This window comes from Paenibacillus sp. JCM 18996 (assembly GCF_055392555.1).
This window is the reverse complement of the sequence record NZ_AP043884.1, coordinates 3,239,468-3,263,236: the sequence shown is the minus strand read 5'-3', so window position 1 is coordinate 3,263,236 and position 23,769 is coordinate 3,239,468. Positions and strand designations below refer to the sequence as shown.

Here is a 23,769-nt window from a genome sequence, read left to right as displayed (position 1 = left end):
AAATTAACCATCCACAAAGGAGGCCGACCATGAAGCTTATTTCCATCGAACCTACTCCCAGTCCGAACACAATGAAATTAAACATGGACGAAGCTCTTCCATCCCATATCCGCTCCACCTGGACCCAGGCCAACAAAAATCAGGCCCCCGGCTACATCCGGGCTTTGCTGGATATCGAGGGGGTGTCCGGCGTTTATCAGGCCGCGGATTTCATCGCCCTTGACCGTGTGTCCAAAGGGGATTGGCAAAGCATCCTGGCGGCGGCCGGCGAAGTGTTCGGTTCAGCAGCCGCTTTGCAGCAGGACACAAGCCAGCCCGAAGAGGCCGCCCCGGCCGCCTGGGGCGAGGTCAAAGTGCTGCTGCAGATGTTCCGCGGCATTCCGATGCAGGTCAGGGTGAGTTCCGGCACCGAGGATACGCGGGGGGCCATGCCGGACAGGTTCACACAGGCCGTGATGAAAGCGACCGCTCACGCCCCTTCCCTCATTAAAGAAAGAAAGCTGGAGGAGCTCGGCGTCCGCTACGGAGAGCTCAAAGAAGTTCTTGACACGGTCATAACGGAGTTGGATGCCGAATATGACGAACAAAAGCTGGAAGATCTTGTGAAGCATGCCATAGAGTCGTCGGAAGGAGTGGTGGAGGCAAGTCCGGAGACGCAGTTGTCGGACGCGGAAATTCAGCAGCGGCTGCAAAACCCGGACTGGAAGATCCGCTACGCAGCCATGCAGAAAATCCAGCCTTCGCTCGAGACGCTTCCTGTACTGGAACGTCTCCTGGAAGACGACAAATCCTCCATTCGCCGTTTGGCTGCAGTCTATCTCGGAGATATCAAAGAACCCGAGGCGCTGCCCGCCCTTTTCCGCGCCCTGCAGGATCCTTCCGTCGCTGTGCGCCGGACTGCCGGCGATACCCTGTCCGACCTGGGCGATCCCGCTGCGATACCCGCAATGATAGAGGCGCTGAAGGACCAGAACAAGCTGGTCCGGTGGCGCGCCGCCCGCTTTCTCTATGAGGCCGGAGACGATTCCGCCATTCCTGCCCTGAAAGCGGCGGAGCACGATCCCGAATTCGAGGTCCGCATGCAGATCAGGATGGCGCTTGAGAGGATCGAAGGCGGCCATGCCGCCGAGGGCTCCGTATGGCAGCAGATGACGCGCCGCAACGGATAGCTCCAACAATAGCTTTCCCGGATCTTGCAGCAACGGATTTATTTTCCGCTAAAACGATATTTCCCCCGATATTGCTAAGAACAACGGAACGGTCAGGACGGGGGGCGCCGAGCCATCTTTAGAGGAGCACCGGGGTCGCCGCCAAAATCATAGTTTCCTAAACAACAAAAACGAGGCCATCTCTTGCGCAGACCAAACCTGCTTTTGAGACAGCCTCTTTTTTTACTGAATGGAGTCGTTAGCCGCGGTAGACTTGATTTTCGTCCGTATATGCACCATGCCCGCGATAGCGAAAAGAAAAATAATGCTGTGGTCAAGCATTGAAAATTCACCGTCATTTATCCACAACAGAACCGTCATCAGCGCGATCCAAATATTGACGTAGACGTACTCCAAGAGGATGATCATCGCTTCAGCCCTTCCCCCATGCACATTGCTGGCTCCCCTGATTATATGTTTGCTTCCTGGTACAATATGCTGCGATTCGACAAAAGGGTCCGCACAGACAGCCAATTTCCATTATGGGTTCGCCCTCATTCAGCCTTAATCTCTTCCTTCACACACGCTTTTATTGATAAAATTTCACTTTATATACTTCCTTCTGCACCATTTCCATTTGGCGCTGCTCTTCCTCCGGAGTCCAGCCCAGGACTATGCCCATGAACTCGACCACTTCCCCCTTGACTCTCTCCGTCCGTTCGACATCGAACAGCATGAGAGCGCTTCGCCTCACCAAAAAATCCACCGCGTTGACGGTCATCTCGTGGTCTATATTGTAAAGAAGCTCGGCGTACAGCAGACGCTCTTCATCCGTTTTGCCCCCTTGAGGCAGCTCGCGGTACATCGAATAAATAAATACCGCATTGGCTCCATAGATTGCCTGCAAATATTGTACCGATTTCCGCGAGAAGCCGAACCCAAGCCCCTGCTGAATCAACTGCTCTTTAAGCTCCTCATATGTCGGATAACCTGTATGGTCTCCACCACTGATTGTGATCCGGTCCGTGGCGCAACCGGGAAACTTGCGGCCGGTTTCGTCCGAAAGCTGCCCGGCCACCAGGTCGACCACCTTTTCGGCCATTTTGCGGAACCCGGTGAGCTTGCCCCCCGCAATTGTGATCATACCTGACTGGGATACGAATATTTCATCCTTGCGCGAAACTTCCGAAGGGCCTTTGCCCTCCTCGTAAATCAGCGGACGAAGCCCCGCCCAATTGGATTCCACGTCCTCAGCCGTCAAGTTGACGGAAGGAAGCACGCTATTTACGGCGTTAAGCAAATAATCCCGGTCCTGGCTTGTCGTGCGGGGCTCGGCGATATCGCCTTCATACACCGTGTCCGTCGTCCCGACATACGTCTTGTCCCCACGCGGAATAATGAAAATCATGCGTCCGTCCGGTGTGTCGCAATAGATCGATTGGTTCACCGGCAGCTTCTTGCGGTTAAACACCAGATGGACTCCTTTGGTGAGCAGCAGCTTTTTCCCTTTAAGCGATTTATCGGCTTTCCGCAGCTCGTCCACCCAAGGCCCGGCCGCATTGACGATTTTGTGCGCATATATCTCGTACTGTTCCCCGCTCACCCTGTCCAACACTATGACGCCCGTCATGACCCCCGCTTCATAGATAAAATCCACTACTTTAGCGTAATTCACAAGCCTCGCGCCTTGGGCGTGGGCGGTTTTCAACACGTCCAGCGTCAAGCGCGCGTCATCCGTCATATATTCATAGTAGTAACCGGAACCGACCAGGTTGTCTTTGCGCAGCAGCGGCTCCATCTGTTCGGTCTTTTCCTTGCGGAACATGACGCGGCGCTCTTTGGGCATCACACCGGCCAATCTGTCGTAGATGGTCAAGCCGATCGAGGCCGTAAAATAGCCCATGCTGCCCTTCTTGTAAATCGGCAGCAGCATCGGCGCGGGAGTGACCAGGTGAGGCGCGTTGCGGTGCAACAACGCTCTCTCCCTGCCCACTTCCTTGACCAGCTTCACTTCCGCCTGTTTCAGATAGCGAAGCCCTCCGTGCACCAGCTTGGTGGAGCGGCTACTTGTCCCCGAGGCGAAGTCGTTCATCTCCACCAGCCCTATATTCAACCCCCGTGCGCTTGCGTCGAGGGCGATTCCCGCTCCGGTGATTCCTCCGCCGATCACAAGAACATCTAGAGGATTAGACGCCATTTGCTGCAAAAAGTCTTTTCTGTTGCTGACCGAAAATAAAAGATTGCTCATACGTTCCTCCCAAGGGCCGCCCGCCGCTTAATGGACCAGTCCTTCTATTTATGAAATTACACACAATATGTTACCATGGAATTCATGAGTACTGTTTAGAAATAAATAACAACTTCACCCTAGCAGCAAAATAGAACGAGGTGCATATTCCGAATGATTCGTACGATGGCCGTTACTGCCGATGGCGAACTGATAAAAGATCCTCCTATGGAAACACTGCTTGATACGGGCATCGAATGGTACTGGGTCGATTTTGTCGATCCGCACCCGGAGGAATCGGCCTTGCTGGATAGTTTTTTCCATTTTCACCCGATGGCGATTGAAGATTGCCTGCACCAGCTGCAGAGGCCCAAGATGGACCACTATAACGATGTTCATTTTATCGTGCTTCATGCTTTAAATCAAACCTCTTTGGAGGTGGATGAAGTCAATATGTTTATCGGGTCTAACTTTCTGGTTACTTATCACCACGAATCCCACCCGGAAATCGACGATGCTTGGCTGAAGGTTTCTTCCGACGTGAAGTTTTGGGCAAAAGGCCGCCTGCACGCCGCTTATCTTGCGATAGATAAACTCGTAGATCCCTATTTTCCCGCTGTCGGCCGGGTAGAAGAAGCTGTGATCGAGATCGAAAACCGGAATGCCACGAAAAATGTGGAGCGCTTGATGCAAAAAGTATACGGAATCCGTGCCAAACTACTGCGCCTGCGGCGGACGATCGCCCCGATGAGGGATCTGCTTTACCGCATTATCAATTCGCAGAGAATCGAAGGCATAGAGCGGGAGCTCGTCTATTTCACCGACATTTACCACCATTTGCTGAAGCTTATGGAGATGGTTGAATCCGCACGGGAAATGACCTCGGATATACGCGACAGCTACCTGTCCTTAAATTCCTACCGGATGAACGGCATCATGAAGACTCTCACGGTCATTACCACCATCTTTATGCCGTTAACCTTTATCGCCGGCGTGTATGGCATGAATTTCAAAAATATACCGGAGCTGAATTGGCATTACGGTTATTTTGCCGCGCTGGGCTTGATGTTTGCGGTTGGGGGAGGACTTTATTTATGGTTCAGAAAAAAAGGCTGGTTCGACTAGCACCGTCGGTCGGCCAATTGCAATTCGAGAGGAGCTAACGAAATGTTTATTGAATTTTACCAGGATACCGTGTGTCCATGGTGCCGCATCGGCAAAGCCAACCTGGACCAGGCACTGGCCCGATGGGACGGGGAGCGGGTGTCCGTCCGGTTTAAAGCGTTCCTGCTCGACCCTTCCCTGCCGCCTGAAGGTACGGATTTTCGGCCTTTAATGGCCGGTAAAATGGCCGGCCCGGCCCGGGTCGATCAGATATTCGGCCGCGTAACGGAGGCGGGATTGGTTGCCGGAGTCCATTTTGACTTCAGCAATGTGACCTTGATGCCCAACAGCTTTCTGTCGCACCAGCTGATCATGCTGGCGCCTCCTCAGCTCGCTTCGAAAACCTTTGACGCCATCACTAAGGCTTATTTTGAGGAAAATGTAAACATTGGCGATGTGGACGAACTGGTGAAAATTGCGGAGCGGACAGGAATCACGGATATTGACGTGAGACAGCTGTTAACGGAAGGCGCAGCCGCCGGCCGCGTGCTGGAAGACCTGGAGTCGGCCAGGGAGCTGGGGATCCAAGGGGTGCCGTTCATCCTCATCAACGGAAGGCACGCTTTATACGGAGCGCAGCCCGTGGAGGCATTGCTGCGGGCTTTGACGGAAGCCGCAGCCAACATCGAAGAGGAATAAGAAAAGTCGCGGGCGCAAGGGCGGCGTCGTCTAAGCACCGGGCACCTGCGTCTAAGCAGGTGAGTACGCTGCCATCCGCATAAATCTTCTGGTTACAATACATACTAACAAAAACGATAGCGGGATATCTTTACCAGGAGGCCGCCAGGTTAGAATGCAGCCTGCTGGACGAACCAGCAGATTGTGGAGGGGTTTTGGCGGGGGTGTCAACAGCCCCACAACCGCCCGGGGACTTTCCCTGCTCTGCAAATTCACGTCTACTTCCGGCCGTAATCCGCCTTGATCTCCCCCCACCTGGGGGTATCCCACTTGAGGATGCGGTTCGGGTAGCTGTTGCTCTGCAGCCACAGCATCGCCCTGTCCACTAGGGCCCAGATTTCCTTGGTGCTCTCGTCCCGCACCAGGCTGCTGGCCACTTGCTTCTTGCGCACCCAAGAGATGGCGGTCCTCGAGTCGCTGTAAATCGTTTTGCTGCTGCCCAGCTTTTTCAAATAGGCCAGACCGTGCACAATCGCCAGAAACTCCCCCAGGTTGTTCGTCCCTTTCGGAATCGGATCCTTCGAGAACAAAACATCCCCCGTCCGCGTATCCACGCCTTTATATTCAACGATTCCTGGGTTGCCGCTGCAGCCCACATCAACTGAAATGCTGTCGTAATCGATCTCATCCGAGCCGGCACCTTGACCTGCAGCCGCTCTTTCGACCAAACTGGACTTCGCGCTCCCCGCGGCTTCCTTGAAAACGAGCGATTTTTTCCATCCCGCTTCATAGGCTTTGCTCGCCTCCGCTGCGGATTCGTAGGATTTGAACTTTGCCTGCGGGAACCCGTTGGTCTGCTCCTGGCATTCCGCCCATGTGGTATAGATCCCCGGGGCTTTCCCTACCCACACAACATAAAATTTGGACTTCGCCATAACGCCCACTTCTTTCTTAGAAAATTCATCTTGTTCTATACTAAACGTTTGCTGTGTAATTTTCCAACTCGAAAAACGGCGATGTCCTCTTTCTGCCAAAATTGTGAGATAATAAAACGCATCATTATTAAGGGGGGCAGCGAAAATGGAGCAAATTCTGCAGGAGGCAAAAAAAGTGGCGGTCGAAGCGGCGGAGGCGGCAGGCAGAACGGCCAGGGCCTTTTTTGACCAGGAAAAACAGGTGTTCGATAAAGGGGCCGACGGCGATCTGGTCACTCATGTCGACCATCTGATGGAAGACGATATTCTGCGCAGAATCGCGGCCTCCTTCCCGGACCATCAGATCCGCAGTGAGGAGACCGGTTGGTCCGGTGTCGAGGGAGACTGGCTGTGGCTGGTCGATCCGCTGGACGGAACTAACAATTATGCGGTGGGACTGCCTGTATACGGGGTGGCGATTACGCTGCTTTACCGCAAAAATCCGGTGCTTGGCGTAATCCATGATTCGCATTTGGAGCAGACTTATGTCGCTGTACAAGGCGAAGGAGCCGTGTGCGGCGGACAGCCTATTGCCGTCAAACCGGCGCGCAATCCACACCGGCTGACGATCGGCTGGATCCAGGGGCACCACGTTCAAAAGCGCGACAGCGCGATGCGGCTTAAGCAGTCCCTGGATCTTCACTGCAAAAGAGTGCTGCGCCTCTGGGCCCCTTCTCTGCTTTGGTGCATGGCAGCCCGCGGAGACCTCGACGGTATCGTCCTGTACGATTCGGAAGGCGACGACCTCTACTCGGGCATTCTTATGGTGAAGGAGGCCGGCGGCATCGTCGTCGATTACGAAGGGCAGGATTTCGAAGGGATGCACCCGGAGCCTTATCTCGTCGCCTGCCATCCGCAGCATAAAGAGGAGCTTCTGAGAATGGTCAGGGGCGGATTGAGCGGAGAGCTGTGAAGATCGTAACGCCTACTCCCAACCCATTCTCTTGCGCAGAGAGGTGATATGGGCGAGATGGTGATGCCCGTGCCATGAATACATACCGACATTGTAGCCGAGCACGGGATAGGCATTGTTTTGCGGATGGTAAAAGGTACGGTTATAATCGTCGGCGGTGAGGGATCTCAGCAGGACGACCCAGCGCCGGTGAAGCGAATCCAGAAGGGCAAGCGAGGGGACGATGTCGTAGTCCGCGGAATCGGCCAGCTCTGCCCAGCGGTCTTCGTAGTATGGCTTGATCGCAGGCGTATCTTCGGTCAGCGCCAGTTTAAAGCGGATGAACGCATTCATATGGCTGTCTGCCAGATGGTGAACAACTTGGCGGACAGTCCAGCCTTCGGGGCGGTACGGGGTATCGAGCTGCTCCTTGGACAATCCCTCCACTGCATGGCGCAGCTTCTCCGGCATCGCCTCGATATCTTCAATCCACATGTGAATCTGGCCCATCGTAATTTCTCCTTCATAGCTGAACCTTCCGATTGGATATTGATAGCTTTCCATTGCCTTCGCCTCCCTTTTGAGTCTATTGTAATGAACTTTCCAAAGGATGTATATGTTTATTCCTTCAAATGAGGGCCCTTAATGCCGCTGCCCAGCTTGTCGAGCGCCCTTTCAATGCGGCTCTTCCTCGTTTCTTCCCGCTTCGCGCCGGTGATCCAGCTTACATACTCTTTACGGTGCGAATACGCCAAGCCGTCGAAGAAAGCTTTCACCTCCGGACGGCCGTCCAAAGCCGTTTGAAAATCGGCCGGAACCTCCACTGCGCGGGTGGGATCCACTTTCACCTTCTGGTTCGTTCTGAGCCGCTCCTGCCTGGTCCCGGCTGTCTTTACCAGATCCTTCTCCCGGAATCTCATCGCGGACCAGGTGTCGTCTATCGATACGAGCGATATTCCCTCGAACCCCTTGTCCGAAATAACCTGCCATCCTGAGTCGCGGTTAAGGTCGGTTTTGATTTTAGAGCTTTTCTTCGGGTAGGAAATCCATAGAAGCGAATTATACTTGACCGCGTCGACCGCATTGGGCCCCAGCCTTTCCAGCTCGGCGACGCCCGTCACAAACAGGTGGACGAAATCGTATTTGCCGTCAGGCTCATGGTCCAGCTCCGTACCATCGGGCAGAGGGCTGATTTGTTCCATATATCCTTCAGGCGGGTTCATAATCAGTATGCGCTGACCGCTCTGCATTCTCATCTTTTTCATCAGTTCTGCGCTCATTGTCCCGCTTCTCCTTTTATAAAAAAATCATCGAAGACAGTATACCATACCAGCTAAATGGAGTGGCAAACAGTATGAACTCCGTTCTATCGCAAACCATTTCGTTCGTTATAGTGAACATTTAGACCTATGAATTGTCAAATATTGTGCTGTTTCTCATCAAATTTTAATAAATTTAATGACGTTGGAACCATTCTCAGCCTACACATGTAACTTTATAATGAGCATGTATCCGTCGGCCGGCACAACAAAATAAATAAAAGAGAAAAGGAGAAACCAATTGAAAAAAATCAAAAAATTGCTGCCTTCTTTATCTGTAAAAATAGCCGTCATGAGCATCATAACAGCGCAAGCTGCAGGATTCCTGCCCTCTGCCGCACCGGTGTCCAAAGCGTTTGCCGCCGAACCGGCAAAAACTGCGCCGCCTAAGGCTGCATCCGCCCAAGCCGCAAAATCAGGCACTTCGCTGTCCAAAGCGACCTGGATTTGGTATACGGCTCCCGCCTTTGACAACATAGACCAATCTTTGAGCCGCTTGAAGTCGAACGGAGTGACCTTGGTTTTTCTGCAAATGGATGTGGATATTCCCAACGCCCGGTATGCGTCATTTATCAGGAAAGCCGGCTCTTTAGGCATCGAAGTGCACGCGCTGGCCGGTGAACCGAACTGGATTCTGCCGGAGAAGCAGATCAAGATGTACAAGTTCATCAACTGGGTAAAAAACTATAATCTTAGTGTCAAGCCGGAGGAACGTTTCAAGGGAATCCATCTGGACGTTGAGCCTTTTACAACTAAGGAATGGACGCAGGATGAGGATAAAATGCTTGGCTACTGGAGAGATACGATCACCGGCTTCGTACAGGAAACCAAGATGGAGACGGGCCTGCCGACCGGAGCTGACATCCCTTTTTGGCTGAATAAATTCAATGTTCCGGATGGTCATGGAGGACGAACGACTCTATCCCAATTTATAATAAGCCATATGGACACGACTACCCTAATGGCCTACCGCACTAATACGCAGGAGATTACCGATGTGGCCCTGGCCGAAATGAACGAAGCGGAAAGGTTAGGCAAACCGCTCCTTCTTTCGGTAGAAACTTTGCAGAATCCCGACAGCTTCATCACCTTTCACGGTAAAGGCAAAAAAAACATGAACAAAGTCATGGAGGAAGTCGATAATAAGCTCAGGAACCGCAACACGTACAAAGGCTATGCCGTGCATGATTTCAGCGGGTGGGGCGAAATGGAAGACGATTAATCTTACACGAAATTGCAGGGTCAATGAGGCTTTCCCCGAAGTGCTGTGTCCGCTCGGGGAAAGCCCCTTGTTCTTATTGTTAATCCTGTGAATTGTCAAATATCACTCAAACGGAATGTGAAAATGCAGCATCAAAAAAACGATAATTGCAATGGAAAGACAATATGCCCTTAAAGGCTTTAAATAATGGAGCCGAAGCATGGGAAACATCATCATGTCAAAGAGCACAGAGTACCAAAATTTCCATCCATGGCCATATGAAATCCTCGCGAAATATTGTAACAGCCATTCGACGACAGCATAAATACTGACCCAAATGAGGTAATACAGCGCTTTTTTAACCCAGCCTCCGCTTGGATACCGCGACAAAAAGATGAGGACGGTGAGCGGCATAACCACAACTGCGTAGACGATAACCGTAAGCTGCTGTTTATAAAAAATATCAGGCGTAAATATCCACAGCATATGGTCCTTTGTCAAATATTCGTAGAGCAGGCCGCCGGCGGTGATATATAACATCGTAGCATGATATTGTGACCAGTTTCTCCAATCTGACCAACGCCAAGCAGCATAGATCGTAAATAATGCGATAGCAGCATGCATGTCTCTACCTGCCTTAATGGAAATGTTCAATTATTATTCCCAAATTTACGAAAAGTAACCTGCACAGTCTGTCCCCCTATGAACACCTGTCCGTTATAGAATTGGAGAAACCAGCCGCGCCATCGACTCCACACCCCTCAGCAGCACCGGCCGCTTGTTATAATCCACGTAGGTGTAAAGGCTGGAAGAACGCACGTCCTTCACAAACGCCGCCTCAAGCTGCGACGCCACACCTGCATCATAAACAAACGCGTTGATTTCAAAATTTAGCCTGAAGCTGCGGGGATCCATATTCGCCGTGCCGACGGAGGCGGCTTGCCCGTCCACCACAATCGTTTTGGCGTGAAGGAAGCCGTCGTTGTACAAGTAGCACTTCACCCCTGCGCGAAGCAGCTCGCCCAAATATGCATAAGATGCCCACTGCACTATGAAATGGTTTCCTTTTCGCGGGATCATCACTTTCACCTCCACACCGGACAGGGCAGCGATTTTCAATGCGTTGATCAGGCTATCGTCGGGCAGAAAATAAGGAGATTGCAGAAGGATGCTTTCCCTGGCCTCGAAGAAGATTTTGATGAAGCTGTCCTTGATATGCTGCTCTTCGACATCCGGTCCGCTGGAGACGATCTGCACCGCCGCGCGGCCCTCCGCCTCCACCTTCGGATAAAACGCCGGATCGGAGGAAATATTCTGCCGCGAGCAAACCTTCCAATCCTGCAGAAATTGAGCCTGGAGGCTGTACACCGCATTGCCGCTGATCATCAGGTGAGTGTCGCGCCAATTGCCGATCTTCGGGCTCAGTCCGACATACTCTTCGCCCACGTTAAATCCGCCGATAAACCCGATTTTGCCGTCGATCACCGCTATTTTCCGATGGTTGCGGAAGTTGACCTTCAGGTTGAGAAAATGGATTCTGGACGGAAAGTACGGGCTTACTTCTCCCCCGGCCTGTCTAAGCTCGTTAAACAGCCTGTTGCTGCTGCGCGGCGTACCGACATCGTCATATATCAGCCGGACGCTGACGCCCTGCTCCGCTTTTGCTATGAGCGCCCGGATGATCTCCTGGCCCAAGGCGTCACTGCCCATTTTATAGTACAGCAGGTGGACATGCTCCTTGGCTTCGCGGATGCACTCAACGAGGGCGTCGAATTTCAGCCTTCCTTTGGTGAACACGGTGATTACGTTGTTTCTGGTGAGCGGCGCAGAACTGTATAGCGTGTTCATCTGGACGAGAGCCTGGAATTTACGCACGGACGGGTTTTCTTCGGCCATTGCTGCGGATAGACTGGCTGCCTGTGCCGGCAGCTTCTTGGGCGGCGGCTGCTTGACGATGGAGGTGAAGATGGTTTTGCGCCGCTTGGCCCAATTTTGTCCCATAAAAATGTAAAGAATAAATCCGACGATCGGCAAAAACAGCAGCAGCATCAGCCAGGCCCAGGTAACGCCAACGTCGCGCCTTTCCAGGAATACGATGGCCAGCGCGAACAATAGATTAATAAAGAGAATCCATGTATAAAGGTAATTCCACACTTCCGCAGTGGAGACATGCATGGAACGCCGACCCCCTTCCTTACTCCCCTAATTTTACCTGCTTTATATGCTAAAATACATATGTGAGCGCGCCCGCCTCTCTTCCTTTATTTAACCAACCGATGAAGCCAGGGAACAAAAAAAGCACAGGGCGTCCTGTGCATCATCCAACTATAAAAGTACGGTTAATGGTTAATGATATCAATATCCTTAAGGAACGGAGCATGATGATGAAGCTGACGGTAATGAACTATAACATCCACCACGGCCAAGGGACCGACAGGGTCGTCAGCCTGGAGAGGATCTCCGAAGCCATCGAGTCCGCGGGCGCCGATCTGATCGGCTTAAATGAAGTGGACCGGCACTTCTCCAGAAGGAGCGGATTTAGGGATCAGATTGCCATCCTTGCGGAGAGCCTGGGAATGCACTATGTTTTCAGTCCTGCGATTTCGTTCATGCCGCGCCGCTCCGGGGCGCCGATGTGCCAGTACGGCAACGCGCTGCTTTCCCGGTTCCCGCTCGGCGAAAAACGCAGCAGTCTGCTGCCTAGATACTGGAAAATGGACGAAGCCAGGTCCTTATTGACTGCGGTGCTGCCCCTGGAACCTGGCCCGCTGCATATTTATGTAACGCATTTAAGCATTAACCCTCTTAATCAGCTTAAACAGATGGAGTATTTACGTGATACCCTGCAGAAGGAGGAGTGCCCGGCTCTTCTCGTGGGGGACTTTAACATGCTGCCCGGCACACGTCCATGGAGGATAATGGCCGGAGTTATGCAGGATGTCTGCCACACCGGGACGGAGGGCGCGCCGCAGGGCTGCAAGACTTATCCGGCAGCACGGCCGGGACGGCAGCTGGATTACATCTTTGCCAGCTCCCATTTTCGCGTGCTCTCCTCCCAATCCGTACAGGGGACATTGGCTTCCGACCACCTGCCAATCAAGGCCGTACTGGAGCTGCAGTAAACGGCGGTCTCTTTAATGCTCCCGCCTGTTTATCCGTGATGTTCTCTGTCAAGGCCGCCTGGAGCTGATTGAACGGCGGTAGAGTTGCCGGCTTGAAGTCCATAACAGACCTATTTCACCGCCGGTCCGAATTTCCCCGAGCGGTAATCCTCAAACGCCTGCTTGATTTCCTCTTCCGTGTTCATGACGAACGGGCCGTACGCGACTACCGGTTCACGCAGAGGCTGCCCTGCCACAAGCAAAGCCCGCAGCGGCTGCTCCGCCCGTATCGTGATCTCGCTCTCCGCAGCTCCGCCCGCAGAGCCCAGCCACAGCACCTGCCCCTGCTCTCCGCGCGTTTCCTCCGCCCCGAAAAAACCGCTCCCTTCAAGAACATAAATAAAGCCGTTATAGCTGCCGGGCAGATCCTGCGTTAAGGTGACGCCGGCTTCCATGACGATCTCCGCATAGGTGACCGGCACGTGGTTCAGCGTCTTGGCGGCAGTGCCGGCCGAAGCGCCGGAGAAGACCCGGACCAGAGCGCCCTGCCCGCGGCGTACCGGAGCGTGCGCTGCCCGAATATCCTGGTAGCGCGGCTCCGCCATTTTGTCGGCACGCGGCAGGTTGACCCACAACTGCAGGCTGTGAACGGTTTCTCCCGGAAGCGGATCCTCCGAATGGATAATCCCGCGGCCTGCCGTCATCCACTGCACATCTCCCGGTTCAAGTACCCCGTGCCCTCCATGATTGTCTTCATGCTTCAATCTGCCGTCCAGTATAAAGGTCACCGTCTCAATCCCGCGGTGAGGATGGAAATCGAACGTTCCCTGCTGAAACCAATCCTCCGCCATGAACAGGAACGGATCATGATCCTCCCAAAGACCCGGTTCCAACACTTGCCCGACCCGGATATGAGGCCCTCTGCCGGGCGCGTGCGCCACATTGCGGACACGGCTTATCCCTCGTTTTGCCGTAAAGTCTTCATTCATTGGGTTGCCTCCTTGTTTGTGCTATGTGATCTAACACTTACTTTTAATTATCTACTAATAATTATATATTGTCAACTAAGTTCGAATTTCAGAAAGGGATCCCTAATTGTCAGCCGCTGGGCTTCCGCATCGCTAATGCCGGCATACAGGTCAGCCGTACCGTCCTTGTTCCGCACAAGGCCTCCGCTAAACACCACATCGACCAAATCCGGCCGTTTGGCTTCACCAGGAAGAAATTCCGAGCGCTCGGCGATCAGCTCCATATCGGTGTATTGTCCCGTCTCAGGGTTAAGCGCAAACACCATCGGATAGTAGTGCCGGTCTCGCAGCTCGTCGAAGCAGGCAACATGGCCTAACACGCCGATCCAGCCGTTCGCCAGCCGGTGAAGCTCATTTGCTCCGCCCCAATCCTCTTCGATGAACTGGTCCTCCAGCAGCGGGGCTTCCTCAATCAAGTCCACCGTCAAGTCGGCAAGAGCAGCAGCCCGGGTATAGCCGATTTTCCCTCTTCCGCCTTTGTCGCCCTGCGGCCGGGTAAACACGCCGATGCCTCCACAAGGAAGCTCGACCAGACGCAAGTCTTTCATCCCCTCAGGTCCGCTAAAAAACTGCTGCAGTTCCGAAATCCTGCCGCCTTTATAGAAAACGGTGCGCCAAGCCAATGCGTCTGCCCTCGCAGGATGCGGGTAAATCTGAACGCCTCCCACGATCAATTCGCCTTGAATCCTCGTAAAGAACGGGTCCTGCAGCTGCAGCACAGGCGCGTCTTCCCTTACTGCCCATTGCCCGCCGCGCTGTACGAAAAACATGATTTGCGAATGCTCGCTGTCCCGCGATTCCACCCGTCCGGCGATCACAAGCTCACCTTGGTCTTCGAAAGGCGCTGTTATGTTGTAAACATCTTTTTCACCCATGCCTTGAAAAACAATCTTTTCTTTATAGCTTACAGTGCTTGGTTTAGAGCGGTATTCTTTAAGCAGCGTTTGACAGGTTTTATTATCCGATTGATGTGCCAATGAAAAGCTCCTCCCGGCGACTCAAGCTGCATTGCATACTTGCGGCTGCAGCAAAGGCTTTTATGGGTATTATTGTAACCGGACTCCACTCATTGTTCAACCAGCATCCCGATCGATTGGCCGCCGATCTTGACGTGTTCCATTCCTTGCAGAGAGCTGTATTTTAGGCTCTTCAGCAACACATTTTCAAACAGCACCTGTTCAAAACGGTCCAGCGCTTCCCTTACTTCCCCCTCCGCTTGGAGAATTAACCCGATCCGTTTGTCCAGAGGAAGCTCCAGCCGTTTCCGGTAATCTTGCACCGCCCGCACCACTTCCCGTACCAGCCCCTCCTGCTCCAGTTGTTTGGTCAGCCGGGTGTTTAAAGCCACTGTCATTTGGTAGCCCGAGGCGCACGCATAACCGGGTTTAGCCCGCTTTTCTATAAGCAGATCCTCCGCGGAAACTGTGATCTTCTGTCCGGACTCCATGACAAGACTGCAGTTTCCCTGTTGTGCGATGCTGCCCGCTTCCTCCGGACTGAGGGCACGCAGGGCAGTTTGGATGGCGCCTGCACGTTTGCCGTACTTGGGGCCTGCGATGTTTAGGTTCAGCTTGAGCGAAACGTCAACAAACCGGCTTTCCTTCGTCCCGAAGCGGACCGCCTTGACATTGATCTCCTCTTTTATGATGTCCTCGTACTCCAAAAGATCCGCATCCCGTTCCGGCATGACAAAAAGCTCACTCAGCGGCTGTCTTGTTTTTATTCCTGATTCGTTCCGGACATTGCGTGCAAGCTCGACGATATGGCGCACGGTGTCCATGTCCTGCTCCAGCTTCGGGTCCAACAGCGGCTTTTCCACCTGAGGGTAATTAGTGAGATGCACGCTTTCTCCGCCGCCGACGTTTCCATAGATGTCCTCCGCCACAAACGGCATGAACGGAGCGATCATCTTAGCCAGCGTCAACAGCACGGTTCGCAAAGTTTGGTAGGCACAAAGCTTATCTCCGGTCAACCCGGCCGCCCAGAACCTGTCCCGGGAACGCCGAATATACCAGTTGCTCATTTCATCGATAAAGGATTCGATTTGCTTGGCCGCTTTTAAAAAATCGTTCTCTTCCAGTCCCTCGGTTACGTTCTGCAGCAAAGTGTTCATCCTTGACAATATCCACCGGTCCAGCTTGTTGCGCGAAGGCCTCAAGGGATGGAGCTCCGGCTGATATCCGTCAATGGACGCGTACAAGGTGTAAAAGGAATGGGCGTTCACCAGCGTATCCACGACTTTGGATTTCGCTTCGGCGACAATTTGCCTTGAGAACCGCTTGCTGCTCCATGGGGCGCTGTCCGACAGCAAAGCCCAGCGTACGGCATCGCTTCCATAAGCTTCGATGATTTCCCGGGGATCGATGACGTTTCCTTTGCTTTTTGACATTTTCTGTCCGTTTTCGTCCAGAATATGACCTGTAGAAATAACAGCCTTATAAGGAGCCTTGCCTCTAAACAAGGTGGAGACCGCCAGTAGGCTGAAAAACCAGCCACGGGTCTGGTCGATGGCCTCGCAGATCATATCCGCCGGAAACTGCCGTTCGAAGCGCTCCCCATTCTCGAAAGGATAATGATGCTGGGCAAAGGGCATGGACCCGCTGTCAAACCAGACGTCAATCACCTCAGGTGTCCGGTCCATCGCTCCCGGCTCACAATGAGGACATTTCACTTTTATCTCATCCACATAAGGCTTATGCAGCTCAAGCGGCTCAGGCACCTGCCCGAGGCTGTGACTGCGAAGATCCTGCAGGCTCTCGGGAGCATACTCACCGCAGCATTCCCGGCACACCCATACGTTGAGCGGCGTTCCCCAATACCGGCTTCGGCTGATATTCCAATCCACGATCTCCTCCAGAAAATTACCGAACCGGCCATCGCGTAAATGAGAGGGATACCATTTGATCTGCCGGTTGCCCTCGATCAGCTGCTCTTTGACCGCTGTTGTTTTGATGAACCAGCTCTCTGTCGCATAATAAAGGAGCGGCGACTTGCAGCGCCAGCAGAACGGATAGCTGTGCTCAATCCTCTCTTTGGAATGGAGTAATCCCCGCTGTGCGAGCAGTTTCACGATATCGACATCGCAGTCTTTTACGAAACGGCCTGCGAAATCCGTTACATCATTGACGTAGCGGCCCGAGGCGTCCACCACACTCAGCATCACCACTCCGTGTTCCCGGGACGCTTTATAGTCATCCTCGCCATGCGCGGGGGCAATATGGACGATTCCGGTGCCGCTTGTATCGGTGACAAAATCCGCTTCAATCACCGCAAAATCGCGCCCTGCCCTCACATATCGGAAAGGAGGCTCGTAACGGGTGCCGACGAGCTCGGCTCCTTTTAAAGTCCCGACCACTTCGTAGTCGCCTTTCATCACGCCCGGTGCCATTTTTTCCGCGACAATATAAATTTCATTCTGATGCTTGACCTTTACATACCGGATGTCCTTATTTACGGCAAGCGCAGCGTTAGCGGGCAAAGTCCAAGGTGTGGTGGTCCATCCCAACAAGGTTTCCTCTCTGTCTTTCAGCTTAAACTTCACAGTTGCGCTGAGATCCTTCACCCGTTCATACCCCTGTGCCACCTCATGGGAACTGAGCGTCGTCTGGCAGCTTGGGCAATAGGGACTTACCCGATGGCCTTTGTACAGCAGCCCTTTCCTGTGAATGTTTGCCAGCAGATACCACACCGTCTCGATGTAGTCATTGTTCAAAGTAATGTACGGATCGTCCAGATCGGTCCAATACCCGATGGCTTCGGTCAGCTCGCGCCACTGCTGCTCATACTCGAATACGCTCTCTTTACAACGCTGGATAAATTCGGCCACGCCGTATTTTTCAATCTCTTTCTTGCCCGAGATGCCAAGCCGCTTTTCCACACCAAGCTCGACGGGCAGGCCGTGTGTATCCCAGCCCGCTTTGCGGATCACCTGATGTCCAGTCATCGTTTTATAGCGGCCGATAAAATCTTTAATGACACGTCCAAGCATATGCCCGATGTGCGGAACTCCGTTCGCGGTCGGCGGGCCTTCATACATTACGAAACTCGGGCTTCCCTGCCTCTGTTCAATGGATTTTCGGAAGGTTCCTTTGTCCCTCCACTCAGCAAGCACTCGAAGTTCTCGGTTCCTGGCGTTTTCCTTCACATCCACTCTCTGCATATCGCTCACCCTTTCCATTTTTTTGAAAACAAAAAAACCCGTCCCCCGAAAGGGACGAGTCTGATCTCGCGTTACCACCCTTGTTCTATAACGAGTCGTGAAAGAAACGTCATAGCACTCACTACGTACCATCATACGTGTTCCTTTTAACGGCGGAACCCCGGCTAAGCTTACTGGTTATCGAACGTTCGGCTTCGCATCTCCGAGATGATTTTCGGCTAAGGGCTGAACACCGGCTCGCACCTGCTGCCGGCTCTCTGGGGAACAGCGTCCTAACGTACTCTTTCTCGTCATCGATTTTAACTTGTGTTTGATTACATATTTACATTTAATATAAGCAGTTGTCAAGTATTGGAAACCTTTATTTATAAAATATTTGTTCGAACAGGGAGTGCTAGCGCTGACGGTTATTTTTGAGGCCAAGCGCACACAGGGCGAAGCTTCACTCCAATCACGCTTCCCAGCATAGCGCCTACCATCCACTCCCAACCATGAAGACTGAAGGAAGCGATGCCCGCAAAATAAGCGCCGATGTTGCAGCCAAACGCGATGCGCGCGCCGTACCCCATCATGACTCCGCCGACCAGCAACCCTATAATCATGCGCACAGGCATATTCCGAAGGAACCGGTTCGGCTTTCCGCTGAGCCCCAGCGCCAGCAGTGCGCCAAGCATGACTCCAATGTCCATCACCGAGGTAATGTCGGTCAACACGCTTTTGTTCAGCGCCGCGGCGTTTGCTTTCATCTGCCAGTAACCCCAATCCGTCACTTGGATGCCCAGTGCTTGGGATATTTTAGCTCCCCACAAAGCAAACGCGGAGGTCACGCCCCAAGGCTTGCCGGAAACAAGCAGAACGACCGCATTGCCCACCGCCAGAACCACGCTTCCTGCAATCCAGGACCAAGGCCCTTTGTAAATCGCCTTCCAGCCGCTCTTGCGGTCCGGACGGAGCGATTCGACCTTTCCGTGGCGGCGCTTCTCAATGTAATAGGTGACGGCAAAAACCAGTGCCAGCAGCACGAGATTAAACAGGAACCCGCCAAAAGCGCCGAACGTCTGAATGAACGACACCTTGCCGATATTTGGAGCAGCCATCCACCAAGTGTAATGTGCGCTGCCTATGACAGACCCCGCAATAAATCCGATCAAGGTCAGAATGCCCCGGGAGTCGCCTCCGCCGATATGGTAAAGTGTGCCGGATGCACACCCGTCCCCTAACTGCATCCCGATCCCGAAGATGAAGGCGCCGACCAGAACCGACAAGCCGACAGGCGATACAGATCCCGCAGCCTGTGTTCCGAAGGCTCCCGTCAGCACCGGCAGGAACAGAATGTTGGCCATTAAAAACAGAACCATTTGAGCGCGGATACCCACGCCGCGTCCGGATTCAAGGAAGCTGCGGAAAGAGCTCGTGAAACCGTAGTGTGCGTGATATAAGGTCAAACCCAGCACACCCGCAATCAAATATAAGGAAGCTTGCTTATAAGAAACGGCGCTGCCTAGAAAGAAGAATCCGAGTATGAATAACGCCAGTGTAATGAACGTGATTCGGCGATTCACGCTCGGTTTTTCTCTCAAAACAGACGAGCCGGGATTAAAAAGTTTTGCTTCTGTTGTGCTCATTTATTTTATCCTCCTTTGTTATCGTATCCAACATAATACCACTAATCCAATCGGATTTGAACCCTATAGTAAAATTTTACGAAAATGTCAAAATTAAATCCGGTTTCATTTCCCTTGGACTGAAAATACGACTTCAAAAGTGGCCGCTTCCGCCTTTGACACCCCCTACTCATTCCCTGGTTAGATCTACTGCGAGCTGTCTTCCCGATACCCAATAAGTGTACACCCCCGCTGCAACCTGGCGGATAAAACCAGCGCGCAGCAGCAATTGATGGCTGACCGCTTCCGCCTCCGACGGGGGTCCCGTAAAGTAGGTATCAACAATTTATCTTGACGCATATCGGCTGCCCCTCCGCTTTTTTTATAAGAAAAAAAAACGCACTCGTCAGGGACGAATGTGTTCGCGGTACCACCCTAAATTCAAGCATCGCTCATGATGCTCCTCTAACGGTTAACGGGTTAAACCCGGCGTGTCAGTTTCCTAAACCGACCATTTTTATTGTGTTCTCCGCGCGTCGATTCACCAGATACGTAATCAATGTTGCCGCTGCTGCGAGGAGGGCGAGTCCGCTGCCGATACCATACGAAACTTGAGCACCGAACTGTTGGAACGCGTACCCTCCTCCCGTACTTCCAAGCACTCCTCCAAGACCACCGAACGTGACGGCAAAGGCTGCTTGTCCACTGGCCCGTAATTCTCCCGGCACGATGATGGCCAGATGCTGAATTGCCGCAACAAGGAACAATGGGAACGTGACGCTATGAAGCGCCTGCGCCGCGATAAGAACCATCGGGTCGTCCGTCAAGCCGTAGATAGCCCACCGGATCGAGTAGGCCAGCGCGGCGATAACGAAAATTACCATCTCATTCCACCGTTTCATCACCCTTCCGACTAATAGCAAAGCGGGTACAGTGCTGAATGTTGCGACAACCCAAGCCATACCAAGCTTGGATTCAGGAGCTCCCAGCTTGGAGAGGTATAACGCGAGCAGGATGTCGTTCATTCTATGAGGGATGCTTACCATCATGACAAGCGTCAGAAACCATAAGAGCTTCGGCTGCATGAACAGCTTACCAAGTGCTTTGAAATTGACCGGCACCGGCGTTGCCAGAGAATCCTTAATTGTTAGAACTATTAGCAGCGATATGCCAAGCAAGATGAAGTAAATCCACCGTATATAACCCAAACCCAGACGCTCAATAAGAATGCCAAGCAGCAGTGCTGACAAGCCTACGCCTACCTCGCCCCACAGACGGATCCTGCCATACTCGAGATTGTTCTCATGAGCGTAAGAGATGACTAGCGTCTCTGTCAGCGCTCCAGTGGCGCTATTGAAAAACATAAAAAGTGTAAAGAAAATTACGATGGATATGAAAGTTTGCATTAAGAAAAATCCTGAGATGACAAAAAAGTTGCTACAAATAAGGAGAATCAACACATTCCTGACGGTCTTTCTTTTATCGCTGACAAAACCCCAGAATGGCTGCGCGATAATGGAGATCATCGCGCCGCACGCCATTACTATGCCAATTAACGTTGGCTCTAGGCCCTTGCTTTGTAAATACGCCGGCAGAAAAAAGCCGACTATGGGAAACGTGGAAAACATCATACAAATAAAAGCTGATACACGTATCATCCAGGTGCCTCCCGTAATTCGAGGTTTTTCTCTTTAGAACTTCTTCGGCCATTCAAATGGGGTGTAATAGCCTAATTATATGAGAGGAAGCTTAATAGGAACATGGAATTTAGCCACTTTTATATAGAGAAAAGTGGTTTTTTTCCAGGTTCCAGAATCAACAAAAGCTATAGATGCGGAAACTTCCGCTCTATAGCTTTTGTATTATATCAGTGTAATGGCGGGAGGGTCCTCACTATCTCACGCTGGCTTCTCCCGCCTGTGCGTTCTGGCCGCCCACTCTTTGCTTCAAGAGCTCAAGCTGCTCGTCAATCTTTTGCTGCTTCGCCGGATCCACAGGAGCGTAATTTACAGCTCCTGTCTGGCCGCCATACACATAAGGTCTGCGGGCGACCTCCGCTTCCGTTTCCATGCGGACGATTTTTTCTTCCATCCGGTGGAAGCCCCGGGCGGCATGGCCTGCTTCAATGACCGGAGAGCTTGTCACCTGGGCCATTTGTTTCTTTGTTCTGGCCAGCTGCGCCCGGGAGATCAGCTCATTGCGCTTGCTGCGAAGCTTATAGAATTCATCCTTCATTTCATGCAGCTGTCCGATCAGCTCCTGGGATTGCTGTACAGCCTGAGAGCGCAGTGCGGTATATTCGGAAGCTTTTTGGTCGTGATAAAGCTTATCCTCCAGTGCCTGTCTTGCAGCTCCTTCCTGGTTGCTCTGCAGAGCCTGGGTAGCGGCAGCCTCTTTCTGCGCGGAAATGCGGGCCGACTCCTCCGCACGCTGCTTCAGCATGCGTTCACTGGCCATATGCTGTGCTACGGCGACTTCCGCTTGAGCGATCTCCTCCTCCATATCGCGAAGGTACTGGTTCAGCATAAGGACCGGATCTTCCACTCTATCAAGCACTTCGTTGACCGATGCTTTAGTCATATCTTTGATTCTTGTAAATACTCCCATTTTATTCGTCTCCTTTTTTATTCTCGTATTGGGCCAGCTTGACGCGCAGCTCTTCGAGTTGTTTTTTCATTGCCTTCGTTTCCAGGTCTTTCATCATACTGTCCAGGTCCGTTTTGGCAGCTCCATTACCATTATCAGGTGCGGCTCCTCCTTGCCGGTTCCAGTCGTTCTTGCAATCCCCAAAGCCGCTGCCGGGGTACCCGAACTGAGGGCCGTAAGGCTCTCCAGCCGCTGGGCCATAGGAATAATTCAGGCTTGGCTCTTTAGGAATAATGATGGCGGCGATAAAATAAAGAGGGATCACGGTGCCGCCTGAGAAGAAAGCCGTTCCTGCAACAAACAGCCGCAGCAGGGTGGCATCCATATGCCATTTCTCGGCCAAGCCGCCGCATAAACCCATTATTTTCGCATCACTCGTCGATCTATACAGTTTGTTCATTTCGATTTATTATCTCCTTCCAGCTTTTTGCGCAGCTTCTCGAGCTCCGCTTCCAGCGTCTGGCTCAGCAGGCTGCCCGCCCCGTAAACCGCTTCGGCGGTCATACTGCGCACCTCACGCAGCGAACGGCCCTCCGCTTCCATATACGACACGCGCTCCTCCAGTCGGTCGAACGCACCGGACAAACCGCCTCGTCCCGCTCCGGCCTGCTCGCTCGCGCGCTTCTGCAGCCTCGCCGACTCCAGCCTCGCGGCGTAGTAACTGCGCTTGCCCGCCACCTCGCGGTAGTCGGCCTGCAGCTGCTCGAGCCGCTCCTGCACGTCGCTCAAGCTGGCGGCGCTGTCGTCGTAGAGCGCTTTATAGCGCTCCTCTCTCTCCTCCGCCTGCAGCTTCTCCTGCAGCGCGAGCTTCGCCAGCTCCTCCTCGCCCGCTTTCAGGGCGAGGACCGCTTGCTGCTCGCGCCTCAGCTTCAACTGCCCGGCTTCGCTGTATTCGCGAAGCATCGATTCCGCATGGCTTGCACACTGACGCCGCAAGCTCTCCGACTGGCGGATTTGCTCCGCCAGGTCGTATAAATATTGGTCGATCGCCTTGACCGGATCCTCACAGCGCTCGAGCCTGTCGTTCAGGCTCGCCAATGTAATGTCCCTTACTCTTTTCAACATGCTCATCTTAGATCCCACCTTAAGTCCATCGTATTCTTATTGTTTCTTCGGCCTCTTCTCAATAAAGTGATTCCGTACCAGATAATCGCAGCCCCTGCGATAAACATCAAAAGTCCGGAGAGCTTATGCAGCAGGATGATTGCGCCCGCCGCCGTGATGATCCATGCGAAGAAGCTGCCTCTTTTGATACCATACACTCCAAGAGCGATCAGTGCTGCCGGGAAGAAGAAACTCATCAAGGTACCGATGAAATGGCCCGGATGAAAACCAAGTTGGTGCAGCACAATCAAAACTCCCAGAAAAATTAACATGAGGGGCCAACCGATGCCTTTTTTCATTTGCTTGTTCACCGCCTTTCCAGTTTCGGCTTAAGCCGTTAACGTTTTCCTTATGGATTCATAATAGAATTTCCAACCGTTTTGCAAAACAGACCGAAGGTGGTTTTTCGACCTGGACCCGGGTCCAGTCGATTGTCCGACTTAAGGCGCCCGGCGGTGAGCAATAAAGAAGACATTCTGCTGTGTTGATAAGATTGCGAGGTCACAGTGTTACCAAGTAATGCTTTTTAACCAGAAAAAAGGACCGGCGATACGCCAGCCCCTCTGTCCTATTTTACTTGCCAG

The 23,769-nt window shown here is 52.7% G+C and carries 22 protein-coding genes and 1 other annotated feature; of the genes, 6 read left to right on the top strand and 16 right to left on the bottom strand.

Annotated elements, in window-relative coordinates:
* The first annotated feature begins 29 nt into the window (after positions 1 to 29).
* A complete protein-coding gene (locus tag ACZ5N7_RS16110) occupies positions 30 to 1,169 on the top strand; it encodes a virulence factor (RefSeq protein ID WP_464655585.1) in 1,140 nt (379 codons plus the stop codon).
* A 222-nt stretch (positions 1,170 to 1,391) separates the two neighbouring features.
* Here ACZ5N7_RS16110 and ACZ5N7_RS16105 read toward each other — a convergent pair whose 3' ends face one another.
* Together ACZ5N7_RS16105 and ACZ5N7_RS16100 are read right to left on the bottom strand one after the other, a co-directional pair.
* Entirely contained in the window at positions 1,392 to 1,577 is a 186-nt protein-coding gene (locus tag ACZ5N7_RS16105; protein ID WP_464655584.1) for a hypothetical protein, read from the bottom strand.
* Between the two features lie 160 nt (positions 1,578 to 1,737).
* Positions 1,738 to 3,396, bottom strand: coding sequence for a glycerol-3-phosphate dehydrogenase/oxidase (locus ACZ5N7_RS16100; RefSeq protein WP_464655582.1), 1,659 nt, complete (start codon positions 3,394 to 3,396; stop codon positions 1,738 to 1,740).
* 153 nt (positions 3,397 to 3,549) lie between these two features.
* Between ACZ5N7_RS16100 and corA the strand changes: the two genes are divergently transcribed.
* Positions 3,550 to 4,500, top strand: coding sequence for a magnesium/cobalt transporter CorA (gene corA / locus ACZ5N7_RS16095; protein WP_464655581.1), 951 nt, complete (start codon positions 3,550 to 3,552; stop codon positions 4,498 to 4,500).
* Positions 4,501 to 4,542: 42 nt separating this feature from the next.
* Positions 4,543 to 5,178 (top strand): DsbA family oxidoreductase, encoded by a 636-nt coding sequence (locus tag ACZ5N7_RS16090; RefSeq protein WP_464655579.1) that lies wholly within the window; start codon positions 4,543 to 4,545, stop codon positions 5,176 to 5,178.
* A gap of 257 nt (positions 5,179 to 5,435) precedes the next feature.
* On the opposite strand, the gene rnhA is transcribed toward ACZ5N7_RS16090, so the two are convergent.
* A complete protein-coding gene (gene rnhA / locus ACZ5N7_RS16085; RefSeq protein ID WP_464655577.1) occupies positions 5,436 to 6,092 on the bottom strand; it encodes a ribonuclease H in 657 nt (218 codons plus the stop codon).
* 145 nt (positions 6,093 to 6,237) lie between these two features.
* On the opposite strand from rnhA, the gene ACZ5N7_RS16080 reads away from it, so the two are divergent.
* On the top strand, positions 6,238 to 7,044 hold the full coding sequence (locus tag ACZ5N7_RS16080) for an inositol monophosphatase family protein (RefSeq protein WP_464655575.1): 807 nt from the start codon (positions 6,238 to 6,240) through the stop codon (positions 7,042 to 7,044).
* Positions 7,045 to 7,056: 12 nt separating this feature from the next.
* On the opposite strand, the gene ACZ5N7_RS16075 is transcribed toward ACZ5N7_RS16080, so the two are convergent.
* Both ACZ5N7_RS16075 and ACZ5N7_RS16070 read right to left on the bottom strand, forming a co-directional pair.
* Positions 7,057 to 7,587 carry a YfiT family bacillithiol transferase gene (locus tag ACZ5N7_RS16075; RefSeq protein WP_464655574.1) on the bottom strand — a complete coding sequence of 177 codons (531 nt, stop codon included), beginning with the start codon at positions 7,585 to 7,587 and terminating at the stop codon, positions 7,057 to 7,059.
* Between the two features lie 56 nt (positions 7,588 to 7,643).
* A complete protein-coding gene (locus tag ACZ5N7_RS16070; RefSeq protein ID WP_464655572.1) occupies positions 7,644 to 8,303 on the bottom strand; it encodes a YdeI/OmpD-associated family protein in 660 nt (219 codons plus the stop codon).
* A 280-nt stretch (positions 8,304 to 8,583) separates the two neighbouring features.
* On the opposite strand from ACZ5N7_RS16070, the gene ACZ5N7_RS16065 reads away from it, so the two are divergent.
* Positions 8,584 to 9,564 (top strand): hypothetical protein, encoded by a 981-nt coding sequence (locus ACZ5N7_RS16065; RefSeq protein WP_464655571.1) that lies wholly within the window; start codon positions 8,584 to 8,586, stop codon positions 9,562 to 9,564.
* A 102-nt stretch (positions 9,565 to 9,666) separates the two neighbouring features.
* On the opposite strand, the gene ACZ5N7_RS16060 is transcribed toward ACZ5N7_RS16065, so the two are convergent.
* Positions 9,667 to 10,167, bottom strand: a complete 501-nt coding sequence (locus ACZ5N7_RS16060) for a CBO0543 family protein (protein WP_464655569.1) — start codon at positions 10,165 to 10,167, stop codon at positions 9,667 to 9,669.
* 93 nt (positions 10,168 to 10,260) lie between these two features.
* The gene (cls, locus tag ACZ5N7_RS16055) at positions 10,261 to 11,718 is read right to left on the bottom strand and encodes a cardiolipin synthase (protein WP_464655567.1); all 1,458 of its coding nucleotides are present in this window, start codon (positions 11,716 to 11,718) and stop codon (positions 10,261 to 10,263) included.
* Between the two features lie 167 nt (positions 11,719 to 11,885).
* On the opposite strand from cls, the gene ACZ5N7_RS16050 reads away from it, so the two are divergent.
* Positions 11,886 to 12,665: an endonuclease/exonuclease/phosphatase family protein gene (locus ACZ5N7_RS16050; RefSeq protein ID WP_464655566.1), complete on the top strand. Its 780-nt coding sequence runs from the start codon at positions 11,886 to 11,888 to the stop codon at positions 12,663 to 12,665.
* A 110-nt stretch (positions 12,666 to 12,775) separates the two neighbouring features.
* Here the strand turns inward: ACZ5N7_RS16050 and ACZ5N7_RS16045 are convergent, their stop codons facing one another.
* The 9 genes from ACZ5N7_RS16045 to ACZ5N7_RS16005 all read right to left on the bottom strand — a co-directional run bounded on the left by ACZ5N7_RS16045 (position 12,776) and on the right by ACZ5N7_RS16005 (position 23,484).
* Complete coding sequence (locus ACZ5N7_RS16045) at positions 12,776 to 13,633, bottom strand: pirin family protein (protein WP_464655564.1); 858 nt, start codon at positions 13,631 to 13,633, stop codon at positions 12,776 to 12,778.
* Positions 13,634 to 13,704: 71 nt separating this feature from the next.
* The gene (locus ACZ5N7_RS16040) at positions 13,705 to 14,649 is read right to left on the bottom strand and encodes an MTP-1 family protein (RefSeq protein WP_464655563.1); all 945 of its coding nucleotides are present in this window, start codon (positions 14,647 to 14,649) and stop codon (positions 13,705 to 13,707) included.
* Between the two features lie 89 nt (positions 14,650 to 14,738).
* A complete protein-coding gene (ileS, locus tag ACZ5N7_RS16035; RefSeq protein WP_464655561.1) occupies positions 14,739 to 17,831 on the bottom strand; it encodes an isoleucine--tRNA ligase in 3,093 nt (1,030 codons plus the stop codon).
* 47 nt (positions 17,832 to 17,878) lie between these two features.
* Positions 17,879 to 18,134, bottom strand: a binding site (T-box leader).
* 104 nt (positions 18,135 to 18,238) lie between these two features.
* Positions 18,239 to 19,456, bottom strand: coding sequence for a YeeE/YedE family protein (locus ACZ5N7_RS16030; RefSeq protein ID WP_464655559.1), 1,218 nt, complete (start codon positions 19,454 to 19,456; stop codon positions 18,239 to 18,241).
* A 473-nt stretch (positions 19,457 to 19,929) separates the two neighbouring features.
* Complete coding sequence (locus ACZ5N7_RS16025; protein WP_464655557.1) at positions 19,930 to 21,093, bottom strand: MFS transporter; 1,164 nt, start codon at positions 21,091 to 21,093, stop codon at positions 19,930 to 19,932.
* Between the two features lie 235 nt (positions 21,094 to 21,328).
* Positions 21,329 to 22,042, bottom strand: coding sequence for a PspA/IM30 family protein (locus ACZ5N7_RS16020; protein WP_464655555.1), 714 nt, complete (start codon positions 22,040 to 22,042; stop codon positions 21,329 to 21,331).
* Between the two features lies 1 nt (position 22,043).
* Positions 22,044 to 22,481 carry a PspC domain-containing protein gene (locus ACZ5N7_RS16015; protein ID WP_464655554.1) on the bottom strand — a complete coding sequence of 146 codons (438 nt, stop codon included), beginning with the start codon at positions 22,479 to 22,481 and terminating at the stop codon, positions 22,044 to 22,046.
* Positions 22,478 to 23,152: a PspA/IM30 family protein gene (locus ACZ5N7_RS16010; protein WP_464655552.1), complete on the bottom strand. Its 675-nt coding sequence runs from the start codon at positions 23,150 to 23,152 to the stop codon at positions 22,478 to 22,480. The genes ACZ5N7_RS16015 and ACZ5N7_RS16010 overlap by 4 nt, the downstream gene beginning before the upstream one ends.
* Complete coding sequence (locus ACZ5N7_RS16005) at positions 23,149 to 23,484, bottom strand: LiaF transmembrane domain-containing protein (RefSeq protein ID WP_464655550.1); 336 nt, start codon at positions 23,482 to 23,484, stop codon at positions 23,149 to 23,151. The genes ACZ5N7_RS16010 and ACZ5N7_RS16005 overlap by 4 nt, the downstream gene beginning before the upstream one ends.
* Positions 23,485 to 23,769 lie beyond the last annotated feature (285 nt).

Bases quoted from the DNA above. Each gene is read 5' to 3' on its own strand.
- ileS (WP_464655561.1), bottom strand. From the start codon at position 17,831: ATGCAGAGAGTGGATGTGAAGGAAAACGCCAGGAACCGAGAACTTCGA.
- corA (WP_464655581.1), top strand. From the start codon at position 3,550: ATGATTCGTACGATGGCCGTTACTGCCGATGGCGAACTGATAAAAGAT.
- ACZ5N7_RS16025 (WP_464655557.1), bottom strand. From the start codon at position 21,093: ATGATACGTGTATCAGCTTTTATTTGTATGATGTTTTCCACGTTTCCC.
- ACZ5N7_RS16090 (WP_464655579.1), top strand. From the start codon at position 4,543: ATGTTTATTGAATTTTACCAGGATACCGTGTGTCCATGGTGCCGCATC.
- rnhA (WP_464655577.1), bottom strand. From the start codon at position 6,092: ATGGCGAAGTCCAAATTTTATGTTGTGTGGGTAGGGAAAGCCCCGGGG.
- ACZ5N7_RS16075 (WP_464655574.1), bottom strand. From the start codon at position 7,587: ATGGAAAGCTATCAATATCCAATCGGAAGGTTCAGCTATGAAGGAGAA.
- cls (WP_464655567.1), bottom strand. From the start codon at position 11,718: ATGCATGTCTCCACTGCGGAAGTGTGGAATTACCTTTATACATGGATT.
- ACZ5N7_RS16110 (WP_464655585.1), top strand. From the start codon at position 30: ATGAAGCTTATTTCCATCGAACCTACTCCCAGTCCGAACACAATGAAA.
- ACZ5N7_RS16105 (WP_464655584.1), bottom strand. From the start codon at position 1,577: ATGATCATCCTCTTGGAGTACGTCTACGTCAATATTTGGATCGCGCTG.
- ACZ5N7_RS16020 (WP_464655555.1), bottom strand. From the start codon at position 22,042: ATGGGAGTATTTACAAGAATCAAAGATATGACTAAAGCATCGGTCAAC.
- ACZ5N7_RS16010 (WP_464655552.1), bottom strand. From the start codon at position 23,152: ATGAGCATGTTGAAAAGAGTAAGGGACATTACATTGGCGAGCCTGAAC.
- ACZ5N7_RS16070 (WP_464655572.1), bottom strand. From the start codon at position 8,303: ATGAGCGCAGAACTGATGAAAAAGATGAGAATGCAGAGCGGTCAGCGC.
- ACZ5N7_RS16015 (WP_464655554.1), bottom strand. From the start codon at position 22,481: ATGAACAAACTGTATAGATCGACGAGTGATGCGAAAATAATGGGTTTA.
- ACZ5N7_RS16050 (WP_464655566.1), top strand. From the start codon at position 11,886: ATGGTTAATGATATCAATATCCTTAAGGAACGGAGCATGATGATGAAG.
- ACZ5N7_RS16005 (WP_464655550.1), bottom strand. From the start codon at position 23,484: ATGAAAAAAGGCATCGGTTGGCCCCTCATGTTAATTTTTCTGGGAGTT.
- ACZ5N7_RS16045 (WP_464655564.1), bottom strand. From the start codon at position 13,633: ATGAATGAAGACTTTACGGCAAAACGAGGGATAAGCCGTGTCCGCAAT.
- ACZ5N7_RS16100 (WP_464655582.1), bottom strand. From the start codon at position 3,396: ATGAGCAATCTTTTATTTTCGGTCAGCAACAGAAAAGACTTTTTGCAG.
- ACZ5N7_RS16030 (WP_464655559.1), bottom strand. From the start codon at position 19,456: ATGAGCACAACAGAAGCAAAACTTTTTAATCCCGGCTCGTCTGTTTTG.
- ACZ5N7_RS16060 (WP_464655569.1), bottom strand. From the start codon at position 10,167: ATGCATGCTGCTATCGCATTATTTACGATCTATGCTGCTTGGCGTTGG.
- ACZ5N7_RS16080 (WP_464655575.1), top strand. From the start codon at position 6,238: ATGGAGCAAATTCTGCAGGAGGCAAAAAAAGTGGCGGTCGAAGCGGCG.